A 21635-nucleotide genomic window follows, 5' to 3' on the forward strand; every position below is an offset into this window, starting at 1 on the left:
GAACTCAGTCCGGATCCGACTCGGCCAGGATGGCCGCGACGCCGTCGAGTCCTTCCCGTGTGCCGACGACGACCACGACGTCACCGGTCTGGAAGGCGAACGACGGCACCGGTGAGGCGATCACCTCGCGGTCCCGGAGGACGGCGACGATGGACGCGCCGGTCCGGGTGCGGGCCCTGGTGTCCCCGAGCTTCTTGTGCGCCCAGGGGGAGCCGGCCGGGATCGAGATCTGCTCGGTGAGCAGCCCCGCGGCCTGCGAACGGAGCCCGGCCAGCTGGCCGAGCATCAGCGAGGCGCCGAGCAGGTCGGCCAGCGCCTCGGCCTCGTCGTCGGTGAGTGGCAGTGACGCGATGCAGGCGTCCGGATCGTCCTGGTCGTAGAGCACCAGGTCGCGGCGACCGCTGCGGTGTGACACCACGCCGATCCGGCGGCCGGAGGCCATGACGAGGTCATGGCGCACACCTATGCCGGGGAGAGCTGTCTGTTCGACCCTTACTCGCACGGGATACACGCTACCCAACCGTTTTCCGACGTCTGTGAGCCGATCACCTGCATGCCGTCTTTTCCGGGTTCCAGCCTCCCAGGCCGACGGCGGTTCAGGGCGGAAACCCATTCGACGGTACGCCGTGAGTGACGTGGGCAACCGAGAGTTGAGTGGCATAGACTCAACTTCGGTGGTGTCATAGAACCACGCCTGAAGGTAACCATCATGGGGAGCCGATGAACGCCGAACGCCTTACCACCAAGAGCCGCGAAGTCATCACCGCCGCGGTGGCCGACGCCGGCCAGCGGGGCCACGCGACGGTCGAGTCCTGGCACCTGCTCCTGGCCCTGCTCGACACCGGCGGGTCCACCGCCACCGGCCTGCTGCGCGCGGTCGGCGCCAACCCCGCCGACGTCCGCCGGGCCGCCGCCCGTTCCCTGGAGAACCTGCCCTCCGCCCGCGGCTCCAGCGTGGCCGAGCCCAGCCTGGCCCGCGAGTTCGCGAACGCGGTCGGTGCCGCCGAGCAGATCGCCCGCCCGCTCGGGGATGAGTACACGTCGACCGAGCATCTGCTGGCCGGCCTGGCCCGCGTCGGCGGCCCGGTCTCCGAGCTGCTGCGCAAGGCCGGCGCGACGGAGGAAGCGCTGGTCGCGGCGTTCCCCGCGGTGCGCGGGGGAGACCGCCGGATCACCACGGCCGACCCGGAGCAGACGTACCAGGCGCTGGAGAAGTACGGCATCGACCTGACCCAGTCCGCGCGGGACGGGAAGATCGACCCGGTCATCGGGCGTGACTCGGAGATCCGCCGGGTGATCCAGGTGCTCTCGCGACGTACCAAGAACAATCCGGTGTTGATCGGTGAGCCCGGCGTGGGCAAGACCGCGATCGTGGAAGGGCTCGCCCAGCGCATCGTCGCGGGCGACGTGCCCGAGTCGTTGCGCGACAAGAAGCTGATGTCGCTCGACCTCGGTGCCATGGTGGCCGGCGCGCAATATCGCGGCCAGTTCGAGGAGCGGCTCAAGTCCGTGCTGGAGGAGATCAAGAACTCCAACGGCCAGGTGATCACGTTCCTCGACGAGCTGCACACCGTGGTCGGCGCCGGCAAGGGCGAGGGCTCGATGGACGCGGGCAACATGCTCAAGCCGATGCTGGCCCGCGGCGAGCTGCGCATGGTCGGCGCCACCACGCTGGACGAGTACCGCGAGCACATCGAGAAGGACCCGGCGCTGGAACGGCGCTTCCAGCCGGTCGTGGTGGGCGAGCCGACCGTGGAGGACACGATCGGCATCCTGCGCGGGCTGAAGGGGCGTTACGAGGCGCACCACGGCGTGCAGATCACCGACGGCGCGCTGGTCGCGGCCGCCACGCTCTCCGACCGCTACATCGCGGACCGGTTCCTGCCGGACAAGGCGATCGACCTGATCGACGAGGCCGCGTCCCGGCTGCGCATGGAGATCGACTCGCGCCCGGTCGCGATCGACCAGCTCCAGCGCACCGTCGACCGGATGAAGATGGACGAGCTCGCGCTGGCCAAGGAGACCGACCCGGCGTCCCGTGACCGGCTGGAGCGGCTGCGCCGCGACCTGGCGGACCGGCAGGAGGAGCTGTCCGTGCTCACCACCCGGTGGGAGCGCGAGCGCGGCGGCCTCAACCGGGTCGGCGAGCTGAAGAAGAAGATCGACGAGATGCGCGTGGACCTGGAGCGGGCCCAGCGGCAGACCGACTGGGAGCTCGCCTCCCGCCTGCAGTACGAGGAGATCCCCGCGCTGGAGCGGGAGATGGAGACGCTGGCGAACGAGCCGGAGTCCGACGAGCCGCCGATGGTCAAGGAGCAGGTCAGCGCGGACGAGATCGCCGAGGTCATCGCCGCGTGGACCGGCATCCCGTCCGGCCGCCTGATGGAGGGCGAGACCGCCAAGCTGCTCCGCATGGAGGAGTCGCTGCAGGCCCGGGTGATCGGCCAGGCCGAGGCCGTGGGCGCGGTGTCGGACGCGGTCCGGCGCGCCCGCGCGGGCATCGCCGACCCGGACCGGCCGACCGGTTCGTTCCTGTTCCTCGGCCCGACCGGCGTCGGCAAGACCGAGCTGGCCAAGGCGCTGGCCGGCTTCCTCTTCGACGACGACCGCGCGATGGTCCGCATCGACATGAGTGAGTACGGCGAGAAGCACTCCGTCGCACGTCTGGTCGGTGCACCGCCCGGTTACGTGGGCTACGAGGAGGGCGGCCAGCTGACCGAGGCCGTGCGTCGCCGGCCGTACTCGGTGATCCTGCTCGACGAGGTGGAGAAGGCCCACCCGGACGTGTTCGACGTGCTGCTCCAGGTGCTCGACGACGGCCGGCTGACCGACGGCCAGGGCCGCACCGTCGACTTCCGGAACGCGATCCTGATCCTCACGTCGAACCTCGGCTCCACCATCGTGTCCGACCTCACGCTGCCGGAGGACTCACGCCGTGAGGCCGTGCTCTCCGTGGTCCGCGGGCACTTCAAGCCCGAGTTCCTCAACCGGCTGGACGACATCGTGGTGTTCCGCGCCCTCACCGGCGCGGAGCTGACCTCCATCGTCGACATCCAGCTCGGCCTGCTGCGCCGCCGGCTCAGCGACCGCCGGCTGGGCCTGGAGGTGACGGACGCGGCCCGGATCTGGCTGGCCGAGCGCGGTTACGACCCGCTCTACGGCGCCCGGCCGCTGCGCCGCCTGGTCCAGTCCGCGATCGGCGACCGCCTGGCCAAGGCGTTGCTCGCCGGCGAGGTGCTGGACGGCGACACGGTCAAGGTGGACGCCGGCCCGTTCGGCGACGGCCTGATCGTGGGCGTGGCCTGAGGCAACTTTGAGGGGCCGGGGTTCCCGGCCCCTCAGCGTTGCAATATCGACAAGGTGTTCCCACGTAGCCCCACCGGGGGTGACCGGGCTTGCTACCGTCGGCGACCGACAGCACTTGACCAGCACGGGAAGGGAGCCTCGTCGTGAACGGTGGCATGGCCAGCGTCGTACTTGGCATAGGTTGCCTCGTCGGGGTTCTCGGCATCGTGGTCGCCGTCATCGCGTGGCGTCAATCCCAGAAGAAGCCGTCACCGCCGCCCGTCACGAAGGGCGCGGACCCGTTCCACACGAAGGACGAGGACGCGCTGCGCGGCGACCCGCGCACGCTCAAGGCCGGCGACATCGTCGAGATCCGCGGCACCAGCTGGGCGGTCCGCGGCAGCCTCCGCCTCTCCGAGGGCTCCTGGGGCTGGACCGAGCACCTGCTCGACGACGCCAACGGCGCCCAGGCCTGGCTCTCCGTCGAGGAGGACCCGGACCTGGAGGTCGTGCTCTGGCACGAGGTGGCGGACGCGGCGGTGGCCCCCGGCCCGAAGAACGTCGACTTCGACGGCCGCAGCTACCGCAGCGACGAGACCGGCACGGCCCGGTTCACCTCCAGCGGCACCACCGGCCTGGACGCCAACGGCACCGTGCGGTACCACGACTACGAGGCGAAGGACGGCGCGCTGCTGTCGTTCGAGTCCTACGGCGACGCCGGCAAGTGGGAGGCCGCACGCGGCGAGTCGCTGGTCCGCGCCGAGTTCCGGATCTACCCGCAGGCGCAGTGACATGCTGGTCGACCTGACGTTGCCGTACGCGGACACCACGGCGTCGGATCTGAGCTTCGCGCTCGGTCTGCCGGCCGCGCCCGCGCTGCACGTGCTCGAGATTCCCGAGCTGGGCTTGCAGCTTCGCCTGCTCGGCGCGTCCCACCAGGTGATGATGGGTGATCTGAGCGAGACCGTGGCCTGCCTGCCCGGCCGCCGCCCCGACCTGCCCGGCGCGGTCGCGGACGACCGGTACCGCTTCGCGGCGGAGGTCCACACGCTATCCGCCGCCGAGATGTCCGCGGAGGTGAGCCGTTTGCGCGCGGAGCTGTCCGGGCATCCGCACGGGCTGGTGGGCCAGTTCCCGGGCAGCCCGGACGCGATCACCGCGCTGCTGGCCTACCGGGACGGGGCGGACGCGGTCGGGTGGCGCACCTGGCATGCGTACCCGCAGACCGGTGAGCTCGTCGAGACCAGCACTTCCGTACGTCTGGGGGCCGTATGACGCCGCACCGCAAGTGGATGATCGGGGGCATCGCGCTGGCCCTGGTCGGCGTGCTGGTGGCCGGCTGGGCCACCGTCTACGGCAACTTCTCCGTGCGCGGTTACGTGGCCGACAAGTTCTCGCGGTCCGCGACCAACGACATCGGCAACGACGCGCTCGCCTACACCTCCACCAAGGCGCCGACCACGGTGGCCGCGCAGATCCGCACCGCGTGGCAGCCCGCGGACGAGGTGGTGGACGCGAGCGGCGTCTACATGCGGTACGCGGACGATGCGGTGGTCATCCTGCCGGCCGCGATCGGCTCGCTGATCCTGGTGGAGGACATCGACTCGGCGTACCGGCGGCACAGCAGTCACGTCGGCGGCTACTGGGGCTGGGGCCGTGGCACCAGCCTGCGTGGCGGCGGACCAGGGTCGGGAAAGTGATGATCGAAACGAACGGAAGGCGCTGACAGGCGATGGCTCTGCTTACCGACCTGCTGATCACGCTCAGCTACGGCGTGATCGGCGTTGCCCTGATGTCCGTCGGCTATCTGCTGGTGGACATCGCCACGCCGGGCAAACTGCACGTGCTGATCTGGGAGAACCGGAACAGCAACGCGGCCGTGCTCCTCGTGTCGAACCTGATCGGCGTCGGCATCATCGTGGTCTCCGCGATCGTCGCCAGCCACGACGACTTCATCCAGGGCCTGATCAGCACGCTCGCCTACGGCCTCCTCGGCCTGGTGCTGATGGCCGTCGCGTTCCTGCTGCTGGACGCCGTGACGCCGGGCCGGCTCGGCGAGATCCTGGTCCAGCCGGAGCCGCACCCGGCCGTCTGGGTCACGGCCACGATCCACATCGCGGCCGGTGCGATCATCGCGGCGGCGATCAGCTGATGAGCCGGACCACCAGGTCAGTCGCCAGGGTCGCGGGCACGCTCGCGATCCTGGTCGCCGCTCTGGCCGGGTGCGCGACCGACAACAGCACGGTCATTCCGGCGCCCACCACCGACGAAGCGGCCGAGACCTCGCGGGTGCTCGCCGCGGCCACCGCGGTCCAGGGCATGTGCTACGGCTGGCACCTGCAGAGCGGGTCGTCCAGCAGCGGCGCCACGGTCAGCCGCGGTTCCGGCCTCGGCCCGTCCACGCCGGTCGACTCGGACGCCAGCGCCTGCCGGGAGTGGGTCGAGGTCGTCGCGAACGTCACCTACACGTCGGCCAGCAGCGAGATCAGCGACTCCGCGACCGTGAGCGTCAAGACGAACAGCACCCGGGTCACCAACGGGGATTTGCAGCGGCGCCTGGCCGAGATGGGCTTCGACGGCGGCGCGTTCCTCGACGAGCCGGCCTTCGTGCTGATGCACGCCGCGCTGGCGCTGCCGCTGGTCACCACGGAGGCCGGCGCCGCCACGCCGCTGCCGGTCACCGCGCCGTCCGCCGCGTCGAGCGCGCCCGTCGCGGCGCTGCCCCCGGCCGGCAACGACTTCCTGCGCAACAAGTGGGGCTTCCTGGTCGCGGCCGGCGTCATGGTGCTGCTCGGACTCGGCGCGGTCGGGTTCGGCGCGTGGCAACGTGGCAAGGTGACGAAACCGGTCCGGACCTGATGGAGGTCGAGTTCGCCGGCCGGCCGAGGATCGCCCGCGCCGCGGTGCTGGTGGCCGTCTTCGTCTGCGCCGCCTGCGGCCTGGTCTACGAGCTGGCGCTGGTCGCGTTGGGCAGCTACCTGATCGGCGACACGGTCGGGCAGGCCTCGATCGTGCTCGGCGTGATGGTCTTCGCGATGGGCGTCGGCGCGCTCGCGGCCAAGCCGTTCCAGCACGTGGCCGCGCCCGCGTTCGCCGCGATCGAGTTGCTGCTGGCGCTGCTCGGCGGCCTCTCCGTGCTCGGCCTCTACGCCGCGTTCGCCTGGCTCGACCTGTACGCGCCCGCGCTGATCGGCACCGCGTTCGTGCTCGGCATGCTGATCGGCGCCGAGATCCCGCTGCTCATGGTGCTGCTCCAGCGCATCCGCGAGCAGTCGGCCGGCAGCGCGGTGGCGGACCTGTTCGCGGCCGACTACGTGGGCGCGCTGCTCGGCGGCCTCGCGTTCCCGTTCCTGCTGCTCCCGGTCTTCGGCCAGCTGCGCGGCGCGCTCGTGGTCGGCGCCGTCAACGCGGCGGCCGGCGTGATCCTGGTCTTCACCGTCTTCCGGAGGGCGATGAGCCGCCGGGCGAAGGTCGCGCTCGGCGCCGGCACGCTCGCGGTCGGACTTTCGCTGGGCTACGCCTACGTGGTCGCGCACGATTTCGAGGTGAGCGCGCGCCAGGAGCTCTACCGCGACCCGATCGTCTACGCGGAGCGCAGCCGGTACCAGGAGATCGTGCTGACCGAGTCCGTGCCGATCGTCTCCGGCGGCGTCTCCGACATGCGCCTCTTCCTCAACGGCGACCTGCAGTTCAGCTCCGTCGACGAGTACCGCTACCACGAGGCGCTGGTCCACCCGGTCATGGCGGGCGTGCGCGGGGACGTGCTGGTGCTCGGCGGCGGTGACGGCCTGGCGTTGCGCGAGGTGCTGCGATACCCGTCCGTCACCTCGGCCACGCTGGTCGAGCTGGACCCGGCCGTGGTGCGCCTGGCCCGTACCCGCCCGGAGATCCGCGCGCTCAACACCGATTCCTTCGAGGATCCGAGGGTACGACTGGTGGAGGCGGACGCGTTCGCCTGGCTGCGCTCCGCCACCACCCGGTACGACGCCGTCATCGTGGACATGCCGGACCCGGACGAGACCGCGACCGCGAAGCTCTACTCCGTCGAGTTCTACACGCTGGTCCGCAACGTGCTGGCCGAGGGCGCGCGGATGGTCGTGCAGTCCGGCTCGCCGTACTTCGCGCCGAACTCGTTCTGGTGCATCGAGGCGACGATCCGCGAGGCGGGTTTCGGCACCACGCCGTACCACGTGGACGTGCCCTCGTTCGGTGACTGGGGATTCGTGCTGGCCTCGCCGGACGCGGCCGCGCCGTCGCTGCGCGCGGAGGCGCCGTCCCCGCCGCGCTTCCTGTCGCCGTCCGTGCTGGCCGCCGGCGCGGTGTTCCCGCCGGACCGCGGCCCGCGCGATGTGCAGGTCTCCACGTTGCTCTCACCGCACGTGCTCGAGTACGTGCGCAGCGAATGGCGAAGTTACTGACGAGCGCGTTTCATGGGTACGAGAATCCGTGAAGTTGATCGAACAGAGGGGAGCGTCGTGTCGAATCCCTACAGTCAGGACGTCCAGCCGGCTCGCAGCCGTCCGGGCGTCGTGACGGTGGCCGGATATCTGCTCTACGTGGTGGCCGCCGCGATGGTGGTCCAGGCGCTGGCGTCGCTGGTGTCGGTCGGGCCGACCCGGGACGTCTACACCGAGGTGTACGCGTCGACCGAGGCTGCGGGCCTGGAGACCGTGCTGGTCGGCGCCATGATCTTCGGCGCGATCATCAACCTGCTGATCGCCGTCGGCTTCGTGGTCCTGGCGATCTTCAACAACCGGGGGAAGAACCCGTCGCGCATCACCACCTGGGTCATCGGCGGCCTCTCCATCTGCTGCACCGGTTTCGGTCTGGCCGGTAACGCGGCGAGCAGCGCGCTGACCGGGATGGGCGGCGGCGCGTCCCAGCCGGGCATGCCGGACCCGGAGGAACTGACCCGCCGGCTGGAGGACGCGATCCCGGCCTGGACCGGGCCGCTGAGCCTGGCCACCAGCATCCTCGCGCTGCTGTGCCTGATCGTGGTGGTGGTGCTGCTGGCGCTGCCGCCGGCGAACGACTACTTCCGCAAGCCGGTCGCGGCCTGGCAGCCGCCGGGCACGCCGGGGTACCCGGGATATCCGTCGGCCTACCCGCCGCCGAGCCAGGCACCGTACCCGCCGCAGCCCGCGACACCCCAGACGAGCACGACACCGGCGGGGACGACTCCGCCCGACTACCCGCCGCCGCCCGCCACGGCACCGCCCGCCGCCACGGCACCGCCTGCCGACGCGCCGCCTGCCGACGCGCCGCCTGCCGACGCGCCGCCTGCTGACACGCCGCCGGGTGGCACGCCGCCCGACTATCCGCCGCCGGGAAACGATTCCCCGCCGCGCCCCTAGGTTCGTCCTGGAAAACCCCGCCGTGCCACGCGCCCGGCGGGGCTTTCTTTCAGGCGACCGGCGAGTAGGTTCGTGCCCGGGACACATCACTTCGAGGGGAATGCGTGGTTGTTTCGGGATCGGCGGTGTCGGCACCCGCCACGCGTCCACCGGGCACGGTGGTCTTCGCCGCGACGTTGATGATCGTGATGGGCGTGGCCGGGATACTGGCGGCCGCGCTGCACCTGTTGCTGACCGTGGACGGTCTGGGCGACTTCGCGTCGGAGGCGCGCCGGTTCGGCGGCGACCCGGCGCTGACCGAGCGGGTGGAGGCCGGCATCCGTACCACCGCGATCGCCGGTGTGGTGCTCTCCGGCGTGGCCGGCGTTCTGCTGGTGCTGCTGGCGGTCGGCGTGCGCAGCGGCGTGCCGGGCGCGCGCGTGGCCACCTGGGTCCTCTGCGCGGCGGGCCTCTGCGGTGGGTTGGGCAGCACCGCGGTCGGCGTGTTGCAGCGCGATTTCAACTCCGACGATCCGGGCGTGATCGGCGTGCTGGCCGCGTCCGCGAACGTCTACCCGGACTGGTGGGCCGCGTCCGGAATCGGGCTTGCCGTAGCGCAAGTAGTTGGTTACTTTCTGGTAGCTGTTTTTCTGACCGTCCGCGGACGGGATGTTCCGGCGACCGGCGGGCAGCCGGTAGTGCCGTTTCCGTACCCGACCATGCCCACGGTGCCGCCCAACCCCGACCCCACCCGGTCGCCCTGGGCGCCGCCCCCGCCCCCGCCGAGGTGATCTGTGCCCGACCAGGATCCGCGCCGCGTCGCGCTGATCACCGGTGCGACCTCCGGTCTCGGTGCCGCGTTCGCCCGGCGCCTGGCCGCGCAGCGGTGGGACCTGGTGCTGGTGGCGAGGGATCGTGAGCGGCTGACGGCGTCCGGGGCGGAGCTGTCCGCGCGGCACGGCGTGGCGGTGAGCGTGATCGCGGCGGACCTGGCGACCGAGTCCGGCTGTGCTGCCGTGGAGGCGCGTCTGCGGGATGCGGCCGCACCGGTCGAACTTCTGGTGAACAGCGCGGGAATCGGTCTGAACAAGGCATTCCTGCGCTCCACGCTGGAGGACGAGACGCGCATTCTGCGGCTGAACGCGGAGGCCGTCATGCGCCTGACTTTTGCGGTTTTGCCGCAAATGACGGAAAGGCGCTCGGGTAGTGTGATCAACGTCTCTTCGGTCGCCGGCTTCGGTGTCACGGCGCCCGGGTCGACGTACACCGCGACAAAGGCTTATGTCATCAATTTCAGCGAGTCCGTCGCGCAGTCGGTGCGCCGCCACGGCATTCGCGTGCTCGCGCTCTGTCCGGGGTTCGTGCGCACGGAGTTTCATCGGCGGGCGGGCATCCCGACCGCCGGATCGCCGGGCTGGATCTGGCTCGACGCCGATTCCGTTGTCGACGGGGCCTTGTCTGACCTGCGTAAAGGCCGCTACGTTAGCGTGCCGACGCTGCGTTACAAGGTCGCCGCGACCGCGCTGCGGCACACGCCGCACGCGCTCGTCCGCCGGTTCAGCGAGGCGGGCAACCGGGCCGTGGGTCGTCGGTAGCGGCGACCACGGAGCGTCGATGAGCGCGCGCGGATCGAGGAATCGTGCTCTATCAAATTTGCGCCTAGCGCGGTAGCGCCGACACGGTCTGTCCCGTTCGACGGTTGAAGCAAATATCTACCGTCATGGTTTCTTTGGGTGGCCGGTGAGTCACCCTCAGGCGACGATCGGCCTCGATGGGCTGGTCGGAGCGTTCACTCATGAGCTCTCCATCACGTCACTCACTCCCCCATCCAACCGATTTTTCCGCGTCGAGCCGGGTCGACCGTTCGCTTCTCAGCATTGAGCAGTACCCTCAACGCCATGGGTGACCGCGACGACCTGCGTAAATTCATCACTGACTTAGCCGTGGTGCACGGCAAGGTCGTGTTGTCGTCGGGGCAGGAAGCTGATTGGTATGTGGACCTGCGTCGCGTAAGCCTGCACCACGCGGCGGCTCCCATCGTTGGGCGGGTGATGCGAGACCTCACGGCGGACTGGGATTTCGACGTGGTGGGTGGCTTGACTCTGGGCGCCGATCCGGTGTCCATGTCGATGCTGCACGCCGCGAAGGATTCAGATCGACCGCTCGATGCGTGTGTGGTCCGGAAGGCCGGTAAGGCTCACGGACTGCAACGTCGCATCGAAGGCCCGGACGTTGCCGGTCGCCGAGTTCTGGCGGTCGAAGACACCTCCACCACCGGCGGCAGTGTGCTGCAGGCGGTCGAGGCGTTGCAACAGGCCGGAGCCGAGGTAGTGGGTGTTGCGGTTATTGTTGATCGTGGTGCTGGCGAGGCGGTGCGGGCCGCCGGACTGCCCTATCGAGCGGCCTATACATTGGCCGACCTCGGCCTAACGGCCTAAAAGTTTACCGATTCGGACCTGCGGATATGCAGGCGAATCGATGCTGTAGGTGGAAGGATGGATTTCGTGGGAACTGCGTTGGCCGAACTGACCATGCCTCAGATCTCGCCGCTTGCCGGCGAGCCGATTGAAAAAGCTGACGCCGAGCGTCTGGCGGGTGTCCTCAAGGCGCTTGCCGACCCGGCCCGACTTCGGCTTCTCAGCCTCATCCAGTCCGCTCCGGACGGAGAGGCGTGCGTCTGCGACCTGACCGCTCCGCTCGGTCTGTCCCAGCCGACGGTGAGCCACCACCTGCGGATCCTCACCGAGGCCGGCTTGCTGGAGCGGGAGAAGCGCGGCGTGTGGGCCTACTACCGGCTGGTGCCGTCGGCGATCGCCACGATCGCTGACCTGCTCACCCCGCCGCGGAAGCGGGCTACCAAGAAGACTCGCTGAGTCTGACGGTCTTAACCGTCGGGTGCGACGGTCCGGCCCACCGGACCGTCGCATTCGGCGCGCAGCCGGTGCGCGTCGTGGGGACGGTGCTCCGGATGTGACGACCATGAGTGCGTGAATGGCGCGGCCCCTTTCGGGACCGCGCCATTCTTCGTGTGTGCCGACCTCGCGGTCAGGCTCTATCGACGGTAGCCCTGGCCGTCGTCGTACCCCTGGCCGGGCTGCTGGGGGTTGGTGCGCCCGCCGCCGTAGACCTGGCCGGGGCGCTGGTCCGACACCGCGGGCATCTGCTGGGTGGCCGCCTCGACGACGTGCTCGACCGCCTCCACGATGTTCGCCTCGGCCTCGACGATGCGGGCCTCGGCCTCGGCCGTGCGCGCGTGTGCCGCGGCCTCCTTGGCCTTCGCGCGGCGCTCCCGGAAGAACTCCAGGAAGACCGGCAGTACCGAGATCAGAACGATCAGGACGATGACCGGCAGCAGGTAGTGGTCGATGTCCTCGGGCTTGATGACCTTGATGATCTGCGCCGCGAGCAGGTAACCGGCCAGGATGATGCCGTCGGTCCACAGGATCGCGCCGACCACGTTCCACACGAAGAACTGGCGGGCGGGCATGCCGAGCATGCCGGCGACCGGGTTCAGGAACGTGCGGACGATCGGGATGAAGCGGGCCAGCACCACGGCCTTGGCCGGGCCGTACTTCTTGAAGTAGAACTCCGCCTTGTCGACGTACTCCGTCTTGAACAGGCGGGACTCGGGTCGCTCGAACATCCGGCGGCCGTACTTCGCGCCGAGCCAGTGGCCCAGCTGCGCGCCGACGATCGCGGCGATCGGCGCGCCGATCAGCAGACCGGGCAGCGAGAGCGAGACGCCGTCACCGAAGATCTGTTCGGCGACCGAGGACGCCGCCACGCCCGCGAGGAAGAGAAGGGAGTCACCGGGGAAGAAGAAGCCGACCAGAAGTCCGGTTTCCGCGAAGAGAATGCCCCAGATACCGAACAGTCCGGCAGCGGTGATCAGTTCCTTCGGATCGAGAGGGTTGATCGCCAAAGTGTCGACGATGAAGCGTGCGTTGTCGGCGTTGTCCACGGGGAGACAGGTTACCGCCTTCACGTAAGCCGTCGAGACGCGAATCTGTTACGGAGCTGAGCGTCTCCTGAGAATATGCGTAAGAAAGCGCGACCGGCGGATTACCGGCCGCGCCATTCTCACCGTTGTGTGCCTTTACCGTTACAGACGGGGGTCGACCGGCTCGGATTCGCACGCCAGAACCGCGAAGACCAATTCATGGATCCGCCACAGCGGCGCGCCCTCGGCGACCCGGTCCAGCGCGCCCAGACCGAGACCGTGCTCGCGCAGCGCCAGACCGCGCTTGCGGCCCAGCGACCGGTTCCGCAGCCGGTCCAGCGTCTCCGGCTCGGTGTACTCCGGGCCGTAGATGATCCGCAGGTACTCCCGGCCGCGGCACTTGATGCCGGGCTGGACCGGGCGGCCCTTCGCGGACTTCACGGCCAGGCCCTCGAACGGCTTCACCACCATGCCCTCGCCACCGGCCTCGGTCAGCGTCGACCACCAGTCCGTGGCCTCCGCGACCGCGGCCTCGTCGCCGAGGTCCACCACCCGGCGCTGCGTGGACGTGAACAGCTCCGGGTCGGCCGCACAGAGCCGGTCCGCCAGCATCAGGTGCCAGCCGTGGTTGCGCGACGCGAACGACACGCCCTCGGCCGCCAGCACCGCGAACGGCGCCAGCGTGATGCCGGTCAGCCCGTCGGTCAGGCGCACGTAGCGCCGGTACGCATCCCGGTAGCGGGCCACGTCCGCACCCCGGCGGGCCATCCGGTCCCGCAGCGCGGACACCTCCAGCCCACGGCCGGCCGCGGTCGCAAGCATCGCGCGCACGGCAGGGAGCGCGGTGTTCGCGGCCGCGCCGACGCTCGCGTACTGCTCCCGGATCAGGCCGCCGGCCTTGGCGGACCAGGGCAGCAGCTCGCAGTCGAGCAGCACCCAGCCGGTGGACAACTCGTCCCACAGGCCGGCCGCCTCGGCCGCGACGCCGGCCCGGCGCAGCAGCTCCTCCGTCATCGCGGCGTCGTCGAAGAACGGCCGGCCGGTACGCGTCCACACCGCGCCCAGCGAGACGCCGAACCGCTTGCCCGCCTCCTCGTCCCGGCACAGCAGCACCACCGCGCGAGAGCCCATGTGCTTCTCCTCGCACACCACCTTCGTCACGCCGACGGACCGGTAGTCCTCGAACGCCTGCGCCGGGTGCTCCAGGAACTCGCCCTCCGGCGCGGTCGAGCACGGCGCCATCGTCGGCGGCAGCCAGAGCAGCGCGCGCGGGTCCATCGCGTAGCGGCTCATCACCTCCAGCGCGGCGGCCGAGTTCTCCGCGGCGACGGTCACGGTGCCGTAGCCGGTCTCCAGGTGGCGGCGGCCGGTCACGTCGGACAGCTCCAGCGCGTCCGCCGGGCGCTGTGCCCCGGGGAGCGTGTGCAGCGGGCGGACCGGCGCGTAGTGCACCGCCTCCGCCGGGACGCTCACCAGCTCCTTCTCCGGGTAGCGCAGCGCGGTCAGGGAGCCGCCGAACACGGCCGCGGTGTCCACGCAGATGGTGTTGTTGACCCACTCCGCGGCCAGCACCGGCGTGTGGCCGTAGACGACCATGGCCTTGCCGCGGTAATCCTGCGCCCAGGGGTAGCGGACGGGCAGGCCGTACTCGTCGGACTCGCCGGTGGTCTCGCCGTAGAGCGCGAACGAGCGGACCCGGCCGGAGGCGCGCCCGTGGTACGCCTCCTTCAGGCCCGCGTGCGCCACCACCAGCCGACCGCCGTCCAGCACGTAGTGGCTGATCAGCGAGTCCAGGAAGCGCGGCAGCCGGTCGGTGAGCTCGCGCGGCGCGGCCTCCAGCTGCGCGATCGACTCGGCGAGGCCGTGGGTGAGCTGCACGTCCCGCCCGCGGAGCTTGCGGAGCAGCTTGGCCTCGTGGTTGCCGGACACGCACAGCGCGGTCCCGGCGTCGATCATGCCCATGACCAGACGCAGCACGCCCGGCGTGTCCGGCCCGCGGTCCACGAGGTCGCCGACGAACACCGCGGTGCGCCCCTGCGGGTGGCTCGCGGACACGGCGTAGCCGGACGCGTCCCGATGCACGTCCCACCCGAGCGTGGTCAGCAGCGTCTCCAGCTCGGCGCGGCAGCCGTGCACGTCGCCGACGATGTCGAACGGGCCGGTCAGCTCGCGGCGGTCGTTGAACAGCTTCTCGTACGCCACGGTGGCGGCGTCGATCTCCTCCGGTCCGCGCAGCACGTGCACCTTCCGGAAGCCCTCGCGCTGCAGCCGGGGCAGTGACCGCCGCAGGTCACGACGCATGCGCACCAGCACCTCGCGGCCGAACGTGCGGTCCGCGCGGGCCTCGGTGCGCTCCCAGGCCAGCGTCTCCGCCACGTCCAGCACGATCGCGACCGGCAGCACGTCGTGCTCCTTCGCGACCTTGACCAGGTTGGCGCGCGCGTGCTCCTGCAGGTTGGTGGCGTCGACCACGGTCAGCCGGCCGCGGGCCAGGCGCTTGCCGGCCACGTAGTGCAGCGCGTCGAACGCGTCCGTCGAGGCGGTCTGGTCGTTCTCGTCGTCCGCGATCAGGCCGCGGAAGTAGTCGGACGAGAGCACCTGGGTCGGCGCGAAGTGCCGCCGGGCGAACGTCGACTTGCCGGAGCCGGAGATGCCGACCAGCGCGACCAGGGACAGGTCAGGAATGAGCAGCTCGGTCATGCCACCTCCTCCGCTGCGCTCGCCGACTGTGCCGGGGCTGATCCCCTCGCTGTGCCCGGTCATGCGGACACCTCACGGGTGAAGACGGCGAACTGGGTCGGGGCGCCGGACTCGGGGTCGTGCTCGCCGATGCCGTGCAGGCGCACGGTGTATCCGTAGTGCTCCGCGACGCGGGCGGACCAGGCGGCGAACTCCGCGCGCGTCCACTCGAAGCGGTGGTCGTGGTGGCGCATGCCGGCCAGCTCGTAGTGCACGTTGTATTCCGCATTCGGCGTGGTCACCAGCACGGAGACGGGGGCGGCGTGGCCGAAGACCGCGTCCTCCAGCGCGGCCAGCCGGGGCGGGTCGACGTGCTCGATCACCTCCATCAGCACGGCCGCGTCGAAGCCGCGCAGCCGGTCGTCGCGGTAGGTGAGCGCGGTCTGCCACAGCTTGATCCGGTCGCGCTGCCGCTCGGGCAGCCGGTCCAGCCGGAGCCGCCGCTCCGCGATCTCCAGCGACCGGGTCGACACATCCGCCCCGACGATCTCGGTGAACCGGCGGTCGCGGACCAGGTCGGCCAGGAGCGCGCCGGGACCGCAGCCGAGGTCCAGCACCCGGGCCGCGCCCAGCTCGCGCAGCACGGCCACCACCGACTCGCGGCGCTGCACGGCCAGCGGCTGACGGCGCTCCTCCTCGGGCTCGTCCACCGTGTCCGGCTCCGGGCGCTCGTCGAGCTCGGCCAGCCGGCGGTGCTCCTCGGCGAGCCGGGCCAGCGCGGCGCCGGTCAGCGCGCGGCGGTGCGACAGGAAACGTCGGGTGATCAGCGTGCGCTCGGGGTGGTCGGCCAGCCAGCCCTCGCCGGCCCGGATCAGCTTCTCGATCTCGTCCGGCGCGACCCAGTAGTGCTTGGCGTCGTCCAGCACCGGGAGCAGCACGTAGAGGTGGTTGAGCGCGTCGGAGAGCCGCAGCGTGCCGGTCAGCCGCAGCTCCACGTAACGACTGTCGCCCCAGCCGTCGTCGAGCGGGATCGGCGTCACGGACGTGGCCCAGCCGAGCGGGTCGAACAGGCGCGCGGCCACCTCGGCGCCGCCCCGGCAGCGCAGCACCGGCACCGCGATCTCCAGCGGGATCGGGGTGGCGGCCAGCTCCGGCCGATCCTTGGACGCGCCGCGCAGCGCGCTGCGGAAGACCTTGCCGAGCGCGGACGCGAGCATGCTGGACGCCGCATATGGCCGATCGTTGACGAACTGGCCCAGGCCGGCGGACTCGGGGGCCTTGGCGCGGTTGCGGGCCGAGGTCAGCGTGTGCGGGTCGATGTCCAGCAGCAGCGCCGCGGTGCAGCGCTCGGCCGTCGCCTCGGGGAACATCACCCACGCCTGACCTGCGGGCATCTCGAACTGTTGCACCCTGTCGGGATGCTTGACGAGGAGGAACCCGAGATCGGTGGCCGGCGTATGCGTGGTCGAGACGGTCATCAGCACCCGCCCATCGTCCCAAACGATCTTGCGAATCTCGCTCAATTTTCGGGTGTACCGGCCCGATCGGTCACAAAGACACCGGACGCCCCGCCTGCCGCGAGGGGGCGAGAACGCCGGCGCCCCGCCTGCCGCGAGGGCAGACGGGGCGCCGGATGAAGCAGGAGTGCTACGCGACGAACGAGGTCCGCCGACGACGGGCCAGCAGGAACGCGCCCGCCCCCAGCGCCAGCAGCGCTACGCCGGCCGCGCCGATCAGGCCGGTCTGCACGCCGGTCACCGGCAGCGTGCCACCGCCGCCGCCCTCGCCACCGGTGCCGGGCACCGGCACCGTGCCGTCGCCGTTGGCGACGATGTAGGACACGTCGTTCGACGTGTTCCCGTCGCCCGCGCAGGCCGCGCAGAAGTCCTTGTCGTTCACGTTGATCTGGCCGGTGGCGTTGGTGATCTTCTTGTCGATCCGCAGCGTGAAGGTGAAGAACGCGTCGGTGCCGGCCGGGAACCGGGTCTCCGGGTGGGCGCAGACGTAGCCGCCGGCGGCCTCGCCGAACTCGAAGCAGTTCTCGTCGACCGTGACCGCGGTCGTGCCCTCGGGAACGCGCACCCTGAGGAACGCGGCAGGCACACCGCCCCAGCTCGTGTCGATCGTCGCGGGGCCGAGGTTGCGCATCCCGACCCGGATCTCCTCGGTGGCGCCGGCGTCGCCGTCCACCGTGGTGCCGATCGCGGCGAGGTCGGCCGGGTTCGCGCCGGTCATCTCGACCTGGATGTAGCTGTAGTTGTTCGTCTCGTCGGTGTCGGTCTGCGCGCGGCGGGCCGAGGCCGACGAGGTCAGCGTCAGCTTCTCGGAGCCGGTGCCCTTCGCGAAGGTGGTGCCGCCGAACGCCCACTGCGACTGGGTGTCGGTGAACTCGGACGGGGTGAGCCACTGGAGGAACGAGATGCGCCGGCCCGGCGACGGGACGGACGCGTCCACGTCGTAGGTCAGGCCGGTCGAGTACAGGCCGCCCGCCGTCAGCGTCTCGTCGAACTCGCAGTACGCGCCCTGGTCGTTGTCGGTCCGGTACCAGCAGTTGCTGTAGGCCCGGCTGAGGCGCATCCCGCGCTCGGTGCCGACCCACAGCACCACGCCGTCCGCGTCCTTCGCGCCCACGTTGCTGACGCCGGCGCGGGTGACCGCGGTGCCGCCGGGCGTTCCGGGCACGGTGACCGGCGCGGCGTCGTAGGCCGCCAGGTCCACGCCCTCGCCGATGGTGACCCGGCTGGTGCCGCTGCTCGACATTCCGTTCGACGTCATCGTGTACGCCAGCGTGCCGCTCGCGTCCACGACGGCGCCGGTGACCGGGGCGATGGTGTAGTTGAGCAGCCCGGAGACCCCGTCCGGACCGAACGAGGTCGGCCACTCCCGCGCGTACACGCAGGTGGTGACCGTGCCGGCGGTCGTGCAGGCGAAGTCGTCGAACCAGGGGTCGACCTCGGGCGTGAGCGTGGCGATTCCGGCCAGGCCCACGGTGTCGAAGGTCAGCGTGAGGTCGGTGGTCTCGATCTCCTGCTCGGCGTAGAGGCTCACTGAGCGGCTGACGCCGGGGGAGTCCACCGCGACGGTGACGTCGTAGAGGAAGGCGGCGACGCCGGTGACGGCGGCCGACGCGGGGGTGCCGGAGAGGGCGACCGCGCCGGCGGTCACCGCCGCTCCCAGCCCGGCGAACAGGCGCCGGGTGACAAGGTGATTCACAGAAAAGTCCTCCCGTGTGTGAATGCGAGTGGATCTTAGGTTCGGCGATGCGTGCATCGCGACCCTTGCCTGGGCAAAAGCTGGGAGTCTGGCCGAACGGATGAGTGCAGGCCTGTGGACAACCCGGCTGTGGATAACCCGCAGGCTGTGGATAACTCTGGGGATAACCGCAAAACCGCAGCTCAGGGCCGGTGGATAACTTTCTTGCCAGTGAACGCAATGATGTGGGGGCCGCTCACCGTCATTGAGGGGAGAGCACTCGGAGGTGCCCCTTGGACTATGCGGAGTTCGCCGACTCGCGGCTGGCTGCGCTGTCGCGGTACGCGGTCATGCTGACCGGGGATCCGCATCTGGCACAGGACCTGGTGCAGGAGACGATGGTGCGCGTCCAGCTGAACTGGCGTCGCGTGTCGAAGGCCGACTCGCCGGACCGGTACGTGCGGCGCATGCTCACCAACCAGTACTTCGACTGGCGCCGCGGCTCCTGGCTGCGACGCGTGCTGCTGCGCGCGGACCCGGACGAGGGCGTCGCCGCCACCGTCGACCACGCCGAGGCCACCGCGGACCGCGACCAGATCTGGGCCTGGCTGTCCCGGCTTCCACGCCGGCAGCGGGCCGCGCTGGTGCTGCGCTTCTACGAGGACCTGCCGGACGCGGAGATCGCCGAGATCCTCGGCTGCGCGGTCGGCACGGTCCGAGCGTCGATCTCGCGCGCGCTCACCACGCTCCGCGCACAGTTGGTAGAGGTCTAGGAAAATGATCGAGAACGAACTGCGGGAGACGTTCGCCCGCCACGAGCACCTCGTGCCCGACCAGGGTCCGCTGCGCCAGGCCATCGAGGTCACCACCGTGCGCCGCCGTCGCCGCCGGCTCGTCGTCCGGTCCGCCGGCGCCGCGCTCGCGGTCACCGCCGTGCTGGCCGTGCCCGCGCTCTTCAATTACACCGGCGGCTCGGCCGCCCCGGCCGTGGAGGTCGCGTCCTCGGCGTCCCCGCCGGAGACGCCGGTGACACCGGTCGCCGCGGCGCGCCCGCTGAACGTGCTGGTCATCGGCGTGGACCAGGGCCGCGCGGACACCGTGGTGATCGCGCACGTGCCCGCGGCCCGGGACGCGGTCTACCTGGTCTCGCTTCCGCGCGACGGGCACGTGGTCGTGCCGCAGTACAGTGCCGGCGAGAAACTGAGCGTCGCGTACGACGCCGGTGGTGCCGACCTGATGCGGCGTACCGTGCGGGAATTGACGGGTTTGACCTTCGACGGCACTGTGACCGTCAGTTACCCGGCGGTCAAGGCGCTTACCGACGAGGTCGGCGGCGTCCAGCTCTGTCTCGACGCGGGATGTGAGAACCTCGACGGCGCGGACGCCACCGCGTTGCTCCGCGCGCGGCACCAGGTGCGGGACGGCGACGCCAGCCCGGACCGGCCGGCCCAGCGCTGTCTCGGCGCGCTGGCGGCGAAGGCGGCGGACGCCGGGCTCCTCGCGCTGATCCAGATCGGCGGTGACGGCGTCACGCTGGACGACGCCGGGCTCAAGCTGCTCGGCGAGGTCGGCGACATCGACCTGGCCGGCGAGCCGGTCGTCGGGATCGGCGCGCCGCGTTACTCCGCGATCCCGCTGGACGACGGCGAGATCCGCGAGCAGGTCTACCCGGGCACGGCGGACGCGCTCTTCACCGCGATCGCGGACGACTCACTCGCCGCGTTCGTCGCCGCGCACCCGGACCACGTCACGGGACAGCAGCCTCAGCGGTAGTCGTCGTCGGGCAGTCCCACCTCGTGCGCCTGCTCGGCGGCGTCTGCCTCGTTGACCTCGTCACGCACGGTGACGTGCTCGGCCGGGCCGTCGTCGTACCGCACGGGGCGGGACTGCTCGGCGACGTCGCCCTCCGCCGCCTCACGATCGCGCAGGGCCGGATCGTCCAGCACCAGGTCCTCGGGGTGGGTCATGATCTCACGGTACGGCCTGCCCGGCCCTCCCGGATCGACAAGCGAAAACCCGTGCCCGTAACTCCAGGGCGATGTTTTCGACACATGAGGCGTGCGGGATACTGCCCGCGAAGGACAACGCGGTCCCGCAGGGGGTTCCGGACCCAGCGCACTGATCAAGGAGTTGCTCCGATGCCTATCGCTTCCCCAGAGGTCTACGCCGAGATGCTCGACCGCGCCAAGGCCGGCGCGTTCGCGTACCCCGCGATCAACGTGACGTCGTCCCAGACGCTGAACGCGGCGCTGCAGGGCTTCGCGGAGGCGGGCTCCGACGGCATCGTGCAGATCTCGACCGGCGGCGCGGAATACGCTTCCGGCCCGACCGTGAAGAACATGATCACGGGCGCGGTGGCGCTGGCCGAGTACGCCACCGAGGTCGCCAAGAACTACCCGATCAACATCGCGCTGCACACCGACCACTGCCCGAAGAACAAGCTGGACGCGTACGTGCGCCCGCTGCTCGCGATCTCCAAGGACCGCGTCGCGAACGGCCGCGCGCCGCTCTTCCAGTCCCACATGTGGGACGGCTCGGCCGTGCCGGTCGAGGAGAACCTGCAGATCGCCGAGGAACTGCTGGCTCTGTCCGCGGCCGCGCACATCATCCTCGAGATCGAGGTCGGCGTGGTCGGTGGCGAGGAGGACGGCGTCTCCGCCGCGATCGACGACAAGCTGTACTCGACGGTCGAGGACGGCCTGGCCACCGCCGCCGCGCTCGGCCTGGGCGAGAAGGGCCGCTACATGACGGCCCTGACCTTCGGCAACGTGCACGGCGTCTACAAGCCGGGCAACGTCAAGCTCCGCCCGGAGATCCTCAAGGAGATCCAGGAGGCGGTCGGCGCCAAGTACGGCAAGGACAAGCCGTTCGACCTGGTCTTCCACGGCGGTTCCGGCTCGCTGCTCTCCGAGATCCACGGCGCGCTGGACTACGGCGTGGTCAAGATGAACATCGACACCGACACGCAGTACGCGTTCACCCGCCCGGTCGTCGAGCACATCATGAAGAACTACGACGGCGTGCTGAAGATCGACGGCGAGGTCGGCAACAAGAAGGCGTACGACCCCCGCGCCTGGGGCAAGCTGGCCGAGAACGGCCTGGCCAAGCGCGTTGTCGAGGCCTGCGAGCACCTCCGCTCGACCGGCACCACGCTGAGCAAGTAATCCTTTTAGTTCCGTTTTCGACGCGGCCGGTCCCACGCATGG

General features: G+C 70.6%; 21 protein-coding genes. 15 read left to right on the top strand and 6 right to left on the bottom strand.

Going from position 1 to position 21635, the window contains the following annotated elements:
• Positions 1–4: 4 nt before the first annotated feature.
• Positions 5–502 carry a cation:proton antiporter regulatory subunit gene (locus OP04_RS31065; RefSeq protein ID WP_033343581.1) on the bottom strand — a complete coding sequence of 166 codons (498 nt, stop codon included), beginning with the start codon at positions 500–502 and terminating at the stop codon, positions 5–7.
• Between the two features lie 218 nt (positions 503–720).
• On the opposite strand from OP04_RS31065, the gene clpB reads away from it, so the two are divergent.
• The 12 genes from clpB to OP04_RS31125 all read left to right on the top strand — a co-directional run bounded on the left by clpB (position 721) and on the right by OP04_RS31125 (position 11491).
• A complete protein-coding gene (gene clpB, locus OP04_RS31070) occupies positions 721–3306 on the top strand; it encodes an ATP-dependent chaperone ClpB (RefSeq protein ID WP_033343455.1) in 2586 nt (861 codons plus the stop codon).
• A gap of 143 nt (positions 3307–3449) precedes the next feature.
• Positions 3450–4076 (top strand): DUF4178 domain-containing protein, encoded by a 627-nt coding sequence (locus OP04_RS31075; RefSeq protein WP_033343456.1) that lies wholly within the window; start codon positions 3450–3452, stop codon positions 4074–4076.
• Between the two features lies 1 nt (position 4077).
• Positions 4078–4560: a DUF2617 family protein gene (locus tag OP04_RS31080; protein WP_033343457.1), complete on the top strand. Its 483-nt coding sequence runs from the start codon at positions 4078–4080 to the stop codon at positions 4558–4560.
• Between the two features lie 17 nt (positions 4561–4577).
• Positions 4578–4985: a DUF4247 domain-containing protein gene (locus OP04_RS31085; protein ID WP_232323800.1), complete on the top strand. Its 408-nt coding sequence runs from the start codon at positions 4578–4580 to the stop codon at positions 4983–4985.
• Between the two features lie 32 nt (positions 4986–5017).
• The gene (locus OP04_RS31090; protein ID WP_033343459.1) at positions 5018–5437 is read left to right on the top strand and encodes a DUF350 domain-containing protein; all 420 of its coding nucleotides are present in this window, start codon (positions 5018–5020) and stop codon (positions 5435–5437) included.
• On the top strand, positions 5437–6144 hold the full coding sequence (locus tag OP04_RS31095) for a hypothetical protein (protein WP_051799385.1): 708 nt from the start codon (positions 5437–5439) through the stop codon (positions 6142–6144). The genes OP04_RS31090 and OP04_RS31095 overlap by 1 nt, the downstream gene beginning before the upstream one ends.
• Positions 6144–7703 (top strand): polyamine aminopropyltransferase, encoded by a 1560-nt coding sequence (locus tag OP04_RS31100; protein ID WP_033343460.1) that lies wholly within the window; start codon positions 6144–6146, stop codon positions 7701–7703. The genes OP04_RS31095 and OP04_RS31100 overlap by 1 nt, the downstream gene beginning before the upstream one ends.
• 57 nt (positions 7704–7760) lie before the next feature.
• Complete coding sequence (locus OP04_RS53770) at positions 7761–8639, top strand: hypothetical protein (protein WP_063746722.1); 879 nt, start codon at positions 7761–7763, stop codon at positions 8637–8639.
• Between the two features lie 125 nt (positions 8640–8764).
• Positions 8765–9409, top strand: coding sequence for a hypothetical protein (locus OP04_RS31110; RefSeq protein WP_051799387.1), 645 nt, complete (start codon positions 8765–8767; stop codon positions 9407–9409).
• Between the two features lie 3 nt (positions 9410–9412).
• On the top strand, positions 9413–10213 hold the full coding sequence (locus OP04_RS31115) for an SDR family NAD(P)-dependent oxidoreductase (RefSeq protein ID WP_033343461.1): 801 nt from the start codon (positions 9413–9415) through the stop codon (positions 10211–10213).
• Between the two features lie 303 nt (positions 10214–10516).
• Entirely contained in the window at positions 10517–11056 is a 540-nt protein-coding gene (gene pyrE, locus OP04_RS31120; RefSeq protein WP_033343462.1) for an orotate phosphoribosyltransferase, read from the top strand.
• A gap of 57 nt (positions 11057–11113) precedes the next feature.
• The gene (locus tag OP04_RS31125; protein ID WP_033343463.1) at positions 11114–11491 is read left to right on the top strand and encodes an ArsR/SmtB family transcription factor; all 378 of its coding nucleotides are present in this window, start codon (positions 11114–11116) and stop codon (positions 11489–11491) included.
• 179 nt (positions 11492–11670) lie between these two features.
• On the opposite strand, the gene OP04_RS31130 is transcribed toward OP04_RS31125, so the two are convergent.
• From OP04_RS31130 to OP04_RS31145, 4 genes are all read right to left on the bottom strand, one after another.
• Positions 11671–12579, bottom strand: a complete 909-nt coding sequence (locus tag OP04_RS31130; protein WP_085066896.1) for a DedA family protein — start codon at positions 12577–12579, stop codon at positions 11671–11673.
• 141 nt (positions 12580–12720) lie between these two features.
• Positions 12721–15258 carry a polynucleotide kinase-phosphatase gene (locus OP04_RS31135; protein ID WP_033343464.1) on the bottom strand — a complete coding sequence of 846 codons (2538 nt, stop codon included), beginning with the start codon at positions 15256–15258 and terminating at the stop codon, positions 12721–12723.
• Positions 15259–15317: 59 nt separating this feature from the next.
• Positions 15318–16721, bottom strand: a complete 1404-nt coding sequence (locus tag OP04_RS31140) for a 3' terminal RNA ribose 2'-O-methyltransferase Hen1 (protein WP_033343465.1) — start codon at positions 16719–16721, stop codon at positions 15318–15320.
• A gap of 163 nt (positions 16722–16884) precedes the next feature.
• A complete protein-coding gene (locus OP04_RS31145) occupies positions 16885–18450 on the bottom strand; it encodes an LPXTG cell wall anchor domain-containing protein (protein ID WP_033343466.1) in 1566 nt (521 codons plus the stop codon).
• 272 nt (positions 18451–18722) lie between these two features.
• On the opposite strand from OP04_RS31145, the gene OP04_RS31150 reads away from it, so the two are divergent.
• Both OP04_RS31150 and OP04_RS31155 read left to right on the top strand, forming a co-directional pair.
• Positions 18723–19202 (top strand): SigE family RNA polymerase sigma factor, encoded by a 480-nt coding sequence (locus OP04_RS31150; RefSeq protein ID WP_033343467.1) that lies wholly within the window; start codon positions 18723–18725, stop codon positions 19200–19202.
• 4 nt (positions 19203–19206) lie between these two features.
• On the top strand, positions 19207–20202 hold the full coding sequence (locus OP04_RS31155) for an LCP family protein (protein WP_033343468.1): 996 nt from the start codon (positions 19207–19209) through the stop codon (positions 20200–20202).
• Here OP04_RS31155 and OP04_RS31160 read toward each other — a convergent pair.
• The gene (locus OP04_RS31160) at positions 20193–20396 is read right to left on the bottom strand and encodes a hypothetical protein (RefSeq protein ID WP_033343469.1); all 204 of its coding nucleotides are present in this window, start codon (positions 20394–20396) and stop codon (positions 20193–20195) included. The two genes, OP04_RS31155 and OP04_RS31160, sit on opposite strands and share 10 nt — an antisense overlap.
• Before the next feature lie 171 nt (positions 20397–20567).
• Between OP04_RS31160 and fbaA the strand changes: the two genes are divergently transcribed.
• Positions 20568–21593, top strand: a complete 1026-nt coding sequence (gene fbaA / locus OP04_RS31165) for a class II fructose-bisphosphate aldolase (protein ID WP_033343470.1) — start codon at positions 20568–20570, stop codon at positions 21591–21593.
• The last annotated feature ends 42 nt before the right edge of the window (positions 21594–21635 follow it).

The organism is Catenuloplanes japonicus (assembly GCF_000717135.1).
GTDB lineage: Bacteria > Actinomycetota > Actinomycetes > Mycobacteriales > Micromonosporaceae > Catenuloplanes > Catenuloplanes japonicus.